General features: G+C 59.8%; 7 protein-coding genes. 3 read left to right on the plus strand and 4 right to left on the minus strand.

Annotated features, from left to right (window positions below):
• The first annotated feature begins 54 nt into the window (after window positions 1–54).
• The gene (locus tag IQ25_RS07125) at window positions 55–834 is read left to right on the plus strand and encodes an SDR family oxidoreductase (protein WP_144904157.1); all 780 of its coding nucleotides are present in this window, start codon (window positions 55–57) and stop codon (window positions 832–834) included.
• A gap of 51 nt (window positions 835–885) precedes the next feature.
• Here the strand turns inward: IQ25_RS07125 and IQ25_RS07130 are convergent, their stop codons facing one another.
• The 4 genes from IQ25_RS07130 to IQ25_RS07145 form a co-directional block, all read right to left on the minus strand.
• Window positions 886–2,037, minus strand: coding sequence for a Gfo/Idh/MocA family protein (locus IQ25_RS07130; protein ID WP_144904159.1), 1,152 nt, complete (start codon window positions 2,035–2,037; stop codon window positions 886–888).
• A 30-nt stretch (window positions 2,038–2,067) separates the two neighbouring features.
• Window positions 2,068–3,045 carry an SDR family NAD(P)-dependent oxidoreductase gene (locus tag IQ25_RS07135; protein ID WP_144904160.1) on the minus strand — a complete coding sequence of 326 codons (978 nt, stop codon included), beginning with the start codon at window positions 3,043–3,045 and terminating at the stop codon, window positions 2,068–2,070.
• 77 nt (window positions 3,046–3,122) lie between these two features.
• A complete protein-coding gene (locus IQ25_RS07140; RefSeq protein ID WP_144904162.1) occupies window positions 3,123–3,593 on the minus strand; it encodes a VOC family protein in 471 nt (156 codons plus the stop codon).
• Window positions 3,594–3,903: 310 nt separating this feature from the next.
• Window positions 3,904–4,392 carry an Rrf2 family transcriptional regulator gene (locus IQ25_RS07145; protein ID WP_144904164.1) on the minus strand — a complete coding sequence of 163 codons (489 nt, stop codon included), beginning with the start codon at window positions 4,390–4,392 and terminating at the stop codon, window positions 3,904–3,906.
• 293 nt (window positions 4,393–4,685) lie between these two features.
• Here IQ25_RS07145 and IQ25_RS07150 point away from each other — a divergent pair, with 293 nt between their 5' ends.
• Window positions 4,686–5,291, plus strand: a complete 606-nt coding sequence (locus IQ25_RS07150; protein ID WP_144904166.1) for a flavodoxin family protein — start codon at window positions 4,686–4,688, stop codon at window positions 5,289–5,291.
• A gap of 146 nt (window positions 5,292–5,437) precedes the next feature.
• Window positions 5,438–6,301 (plus strand): enoyl-CoA hydratase-related protein, encoded by an 864-nt coding sequence (locus IQ25_RS07155; RefSeq protein WP_144904168.1) that lies wholly within the window; start codon window positions 5,438–5,440, stop codon window positions 6,299–6,301.
• The last annotated feature ends 352 nt before the right edge of the window (window positions 6,302–6,653 follow it).

Raw genomic sequence — 6,653 nt, forward strand, 5'->3', positions numbered from 1 at the left:
GACCGTTGGCACGCGAAATCCTGCCTTGCCGCAACAAGAAAGCATGGTGACGTCATGAAAAGAACCATTGTAATTACCGGGGCTGCTTCCGGGATCGGTCGCGCGACTGCGGAAAAGCTGACGGCGGAAGGACATCGGGTCATCGGTGTCGATCTTCGGGATGTCGAGGTTGTGGCCGATCTCTCAACGCCCGCTGGGCGACAGGCCATGGCGGCAGCAGTAGCCAGCTTGGCACCCGATGGCGTGGATTCGGTAATTGCTGTTGCCGGCGCGCCGGCTCCTGCACCTGCTCCGCGCCTGCTTGCGATCAATTACTTCGGCGCGGTGGCTACGTTCGAACTGTTGCGGCCTCTCCTGCTACGATCAAAGGCACCGCGTGCTGTGGCGATTGTTTCCACGGCATCGTTGTCGGAATTCGATCCTGTGGTGGTGGATGCCTGCTTGGCAGGTGATGAAGGCGCGGCGCTGGCGCTGGCCCAAGGTATCGATCCCGAAGGCGGCACCGGTTACGCCAGCAGCAAGAACGCCTTGGCACGTTGGCTGCGCCGGGCTGCCATCTCACCGGAATGGGCGGGCTCCGGCATCCTGCTTAACGGCGTTTCGCCCGGCCGCGTCTATACGCCGATGACCGCTGGCTTCTTTGCAAGCAAGGAAGGGCTCGCAATGCTTGATCGGTACACGCCGATCGCCCTGTCAGACTGTCCCTATGGTCAGCCGGAGGAACTTGCAGAAGCAATCGCGTTTCTCGCAACGTTGCAAGGTCGCTATCTTCTCGGGCAGATCCTGTACGTTGATGGCGGCACCGAAGCCATTTCCCGCACAGACATGATCTAGCCAACCTTCGCCTGCCCGGAGCATTTCCGGGCAGGCGAAACGACGTCCTGGTTAGAGATCGGCCAGTTCGATGCGGCGACCGGTCTCGCTCGACTGTTCGAGCGCGATGACCACCTTATGCGCATGCAGGGCTTCCTCGAAGCTGGGCGATGCAGGCTTGTTGCCTTTTATGGCTTCGAGCATGTTGTGGAACATCCAGCTCATCGCGACCATGTATGGCGGGCTGTTTTCCTTGTTCCACGGCGTGTTGGGTACATCGAAATGCTCCGGTGCAATGTCGACCAGACCGCCGGTCAGTTCGCCATATTCCTTCTGCGCTACGGGCCCGGCATAGAGTTTCGCGCTGACGCCGTCACCAAATGTGGGGTCGGTGTAGAGCAAGCGGCCTTTGTCGCCCCAGATTTCGATCCGCATGACTTCCGAATCCGGCACGCACCAACCGGTCTGCAGGTTTCCGATCGCGCCGTTCTCCAATTGAAGCACAGCACATCCGAGATCAGCAGTATCGGGTTTGAGCACGGTGCCGTCGGGCAGGGGCCACTCCTTCATGCCGGTTGTCTGCAAGCCAGTGACCGATTTGACCGGTCCCAGAAGGTGCGAGAGGAACAGGGTGGAGTGCGTGCCGAAGTTGCGCCATGCGCTGCCGCCGCTCGTTTTGTCTGCAAGCCACAGATATGGATCCATGCCGGCTTCCGGATAGGCACAAGCCGGGTAGATCAGGCCGTCCCGCTCCCACAGCGGCATGAGCAATTGCATGTTGAACCCCAGCACCTTGCCGAGGAACCCTTCGTCGATCATCTGCTTCATCTGCAGGGCAGCTGTACCCCAGCGGAACTGGGCATCGGCCACACCGATCAGCCCTTTCTCGCGGGCAAGGTCCGTCTGTGCCTTGGCTTGATCGAGCGTGATCGCGAACGGGAGGGCGTTGTAGACATGCTTGCCCGCGTTCAGTGCAGCCATGACCATTTCAGGGCGATATGCCGGACGACTGCCGACATCGATGATGTCGATCTCAGGATCGGCGACGAGATCGGCGATGTTCCAGTAGGCCTTTGGAATATTGAATGCTGCGGCGGCCGCCTCTGCGGTCTCCTTGTGGGCAGTACAGACGGCAACCACTTCAACATCTGGCAATTGTCGCCAGATCATGCCGTGTACCTTCAAACTCCAGTTGGCACCGATGATACCGATCTTTGTCGTCATTGCGTTCGCTCCGCGAAAAATGTGTAGACGTCAGGAATGCACGCCCTGCTTGCGTGCGACTTGGGCACCGATAGTGAACTCGTCGTAGTTGTGCCGCGGCAGGCTGAATTCGCGCAGTTCGCTTATATCTTCGAAATGGCTCGCGATGTCCTCGGCCGAGGGTGGCGTGGTGCCCGCCGGCGCCACCCAGCCTTCCGCTTCGCAGACTCTCACCCTGGCATAGCGACCACTGTTGGACGAGTAGATCCCTTGAGTGGCGCTGCAGGCTTCGCTGACGAGATAGATGGCCAACGGAACCGTGAACTCAGGCGGCATGCGCCCATCCGCGAACGAGAAATCGGTTGCCTGCAGGGCTTCCGCAAAGGCTGGAATTTCCATGTAGCCTGGCGTCATGACTTCTTCCAGGCGCGAAAGGGCATTTGGCAGCAGCACGTTCGACTGGATGCCATAGGCCGAGCCTTCGATAGCCACTGCATTGGACAAGCCCACCATCCCTGCCTTGCTGGCGGCGTAGTTGGCCTGCCAGGCGTGGCCAAACATGCCGGACGACGAACCGGTAAACAGGATCCTGCCGTACCCCTGCGCGCGCATCGCACGGTAGGCCGGCTGGCCGACATAAAACGCCCCTTTCAGATGGACGTCGACGATTGGATCGATTTCATTGTCGCTCAGGTCTTCAAAGCGATTGTTGCGCAGGAAGCCCGCATTGCTGATCAGGACGTCCACCTTGCCCCAGGTATCGAGCGCGGTCTGGATGATGGCCGCTCCGCCTTCGCGCGTTGCCACGCTGTCCATGCTGGCAACGGCTTCGCCACCTGCGCTGCGGATCGTATCAACCACGATCTGCGCCGCGCTGGCCGAAGCACCCTCGCCAGAAGGACTGCCCCCAAGATCGTTCACGACGACCTTGGCGCCGCGGCGAGCCAGTTCAAGCGCATAGCCTCGCCCAAGGCCGCTGCCAGCACCTGTCACCACCGCAACGCGATTCTCAAAACTCACGTGATCCATCGTATCGTCTTTCCAGCTATAGGTTGGGGCCACTACGTCTGCCGAACGGCTCGGTCACAAACCCGCAGGCGAGGCCTTCAGAATGGGCTGCCCACCACTTGTGCGAACATCGCGCGGCCACCCTCGTCGAGCCGGACGTATTCCAGATAGTGTCCCAGCAATGGGGTTGTATCGACGTAAAGATAATCGAGCGCGCCTGGCATGGAGCCCTCAGTCGCGATGGCCGAGCCACTTTCTAGATGCGCAGCCCTTATCGCGGCCAGGTCATCCGCAGTGTCCACCAGCATGCCAAGATGGTGATGGCGCAGCGCAAAACCTTCGATTCCCGCAATCCAGTCTGCGTAAAGTCCGGTGGTGTCGTTCAGGGGCTGGATGATTTCGTACATGGTGGAACCCGCATAGGCGAGGCCGATGCGCATAAGGTCGCCGGGCGGATCAAGGATCGTAAAGGGACCTGTGCCGAAGCGCTCACGCAGGAGCTTGGCTGCCACTTCAACGTCGTTCGACGCATAAGCAATCTGGAACACGTTGCTCAGTTGCGGAACCATGATGCTTGGCGCTCCTCTCCATGGCGTGGGTGGGCAGCCTTCAAAACTGCACTCGCGCCATGTCTAGCGCACGTTTCGAGATGAGGCGTCCCCGAGTTTTGCTGCGCCTTGCGAAATCGATATGGTGATTGGTGCAGCGTCGTGCGATTTGTGTTTTGGGTCAGGAAGATTGATTTAGCCGGTTCTACGCCTCCGGCTCCCGGCGGATTTGTCCGGCTTGTGGAGGCACCGGATCGCAGCGCTGGCAGTCATTCATGGCGGTTCTGTAGCCAGGTGCTGGTACTGAACAATCAGGCGTCAGCGACCCCAATCAGCCCGCCGATCGATCAAGCCCCGTTGCTGTTACAGCGCGCCAGCGCTGTGTCGAGAAAGGCTTGCCAGCGCGGGTTTCGACCTTGCGGATCACGTCTCGCAGCGAGGTTCCGGCCAGTTCGCCTTCCATTGACTGCGAGAACCGGCGGAACTCCGTCTCGAGCACGGGGACGATGTGGCGGCCCAGCGAGCAGTTAGGATTGGGTTCAGAGCGGTGCAGCGAGAAAACCCCTTGATCCTCGACGGCGCGGTAGATGTCGAGCAATGTAATTTGCTCTGGAGGGCGGGACAGGATCGAGCCCCCGCCCTGGCCCATCAGCGAACGGGTAATGCCAGCGTCCGCAAGGAGGCCGAGGATGCGCCGCACGACAGTGGAATTGGTATTGACGCTGCGTGCAAGATCTTCTGATCGAACTGCTTCGCCGTCGTGCAGGGCTATGCCTGACAGGACATGTATGGCCACCGCAAAGCGGGTGGACGTAGGCATCGCATCGTTCCTTTCCAGCACGGCAGGCGGGAAGCCCCTTCCACCGAGCGCCATTTGATACACGTATCAGGCTGCACATACTATCCTGCCCTCAGGCAGGCATCTCTCCATCAATGGCCGCGCAAGTCCGGAGCGACCATTTTGGGCACCCGTGTTCCCTTGAGGGTCAATTTATCCGCATGCTGATTGCGACATCCGAATGCCCCGCCGCTCACGCTGACGCCTTGTTATGTAATTGTGTTGCGCACACAAGCATACGTTCTCGCGGAAGCATTGGAAAGGGGAGTATCGAAATGGGATCCACACCAACCAGGATTACGGTAGCGATCGTCTACCACAGCGGATTCGGGCATACTGCCCGTCAGGCACGGGCCGTGGCAGAAGGCGTTGAAGCGGTCGAAGGGGCCGAGTTGTTGTTCGTGACCATCGGTGAAGACGAAATTCCGTGGGACAAGCTGGAACAGGCAGACGCCATCATCTTCGGGACGCCGACGTACATGGGTGGCCCTTCGGCGCAGTTCAAAGCATTTCAGGATTCAACGTCACGCCCGGTCTTTGCAGCTGGCCGGACCTGGAAAAACAAGGTGGCTGCGGGCTTCACCAATTCCGCCTCGCACGCAGGCGACAAGCTTGCGACCTTCATCCAGCTTGCGGTCTTCGCAGCAGAACATGGCATGCACTGGATCAATCTGGATCTGCCGCCCGGCAACAATTCGACCACCGGTTCGCCAGACAACATGAACCGCCTTGGCTTCTGGATGGGAGCTGCAGCCGCTTCGAATGCAGACGAAGGCCCGGACGTCGCCCCGCCCGAATCCGACCTTGCGACGGCTCGCTACATGGGCAAGCGTGTAGCTGAAGTCACCTGGCAACTGGTCAGGGGCAAATCCGCAGCCTGAACTGGCGATGCGCGCCCGGGCATGGCAGATTGACTGCCTCTCCCGGGCGAATGCACACCAGCCTTGCGTGCTCGGCAATCCTTTCCGGATCTGGCGACAGGCGGGCGGGCGCGCGTCGGCTGCGGCAGGATGGAAGAGAGGGTGCCATGTCTGATTATACATACATTCATTACGATGTGGCGGACCGGATCGCCCGCATCACGCTGGACGATCCCAGTTCGCGCAATTCGCTGAGCAGTGCCATGCGCGGAGAACTGGTGGGGGCGATCAAGCGGGCTGAACGCGATGATGCCGTCTCGGTCATCCTGCTTGCCGGCGCAGGTCCGGTGTTCTGCAGCGGTTATGACTTGCGCGGCTATTCTCCGCCCGAAGGTGGTTTCATCTCGGCAGAACTATTCGACAAGTGGACCGATCAGTATGCGCGCAACTGCGTGAAAGACTGGCTGACGATATGGGATTGCCTGAAGCCGGTGGTTTGCAAGGTGCACGGCGCATGCATGGCGGGTGGCACTGAAGTGATGTCGATGTGCGACATCGTCTTCGTCGCCGACGATGCGCGGATCGGCTACCCGCCCACCCGCGAAATGTCGACTCCTGACACCGGCTACTTCCCGTGGAAGATGGGCATGGCCCATGCGAAGTACATGCAACTCACAGGGTCGACAATCAGCGGCAGGCAGGCCGCCGCCTGGGGCTGGGTGGCCAAGAGCTTTCCAACTGATGCGTTCGATGCAGAGGTCGAGAAGGAAGTAGCAGCGCTTGCATCCATTCCCCCCGACATGCTTGCCGCAAACAAGGGTTCGCTCAACCAGGCCTACGAAATGATGGGCTTCAAGAATTCCCTTATGATGGCAATTCACTGGCACATGGCCTCTGCCCGGATCAGGCCAAATGCCGGAAACTTTGGCAAGATCGCGGCGGAGAAGGGCATCAAGGGGTACATCGCCTGGCGCGACGAGAAATGGGAAGATATCGACTACAACCCGAAGAAGGCGCCCAAGGCCGAATAAGGGTTGGCGGATTGAGTCCCACGTCGATGTGCAGCCAGCAGGCTTTTCACAAACACTTGCTGCCATGTGCCTGTATCTGCGTGGAGGGGCATTCTTCAGGCTGAAAGGCTGATCAGAAAGCTGGAAGAATGCCCAGAACCGGCAGAGCGAGACCCACTGTTATCGACGGGTCTGCGTTTCGTGCTGTTCACCTGATGGCCTGAATCACATCCGCGATGACTGCGCGGTTTGCGCCCATCTTGGACGCGGCACGACTTCATGCTCCCAAATGGGAGAACACCCGTGCTTGCGAATCGCGCAAAGGGACGCAACGCAATTACGGAGCGAAAGCCGTGGCATTGGACAAGCAGAC

This window comes from Novosphingobium taihuense, assembly GCF_007830315.1.
Classification (GTDB): Bacteria; Pseudomonadota; Alphaproteobacteria; order Sphingomonadales; family Sphingomonadaceae; genus Novosphingobium; species Novosphingobium taihuense.

Coding starts and splice junctions, on each gene's coding strand:
- IQ25_RS07150 (WP_144904166.1), top strand. CDS start 4,686: ATGGGATCCACACCAACCAGGATTACGGTAGCGATCGTCTACCACAGC.
- IQ25_RS07130 (WP_144904159.1), bottom strand. CDS start 2,037: ATGACGACAAAGATCGGTATCATCGGTGCCAACTGGAGTTTGAAGGTA.
- IQ25_RS07140 (WP_144904162.1), bottom strand. CDS start 3,593: ATGGTTCCGCAACTGAGCAACGTGTTCCAGATTGCTTATGCGTCGAAC.
- IQ25_RS07125 (WP_144904157.1), top strand. CDS start 55: ATGAAAAGAACCATTGTAATTACCGGGGCTGCTTCCGGGATCGGTCGC.
- IQ25_RS07135 (WP_144904160.1), bottom strand. CDS start 3,045: ATGGATCACGTGAGTTTTGAGAATCGCGTTGCGGTGGTGACAGGTGCT.
- IQ25_RS07155 (WP_144904168.1), top strand. CDS start 5,438: ATGTCTGATTATACATACATTCATTACGATGTGGCGGACCGGATCGCC.
- IQ25_RS07145 (WP_144904164.1), bottom strand. CDS start 4,392: ATGCCTACGTCCACCCGCTTTGCGGTGGCCATACATGTCCTGTCAGGC.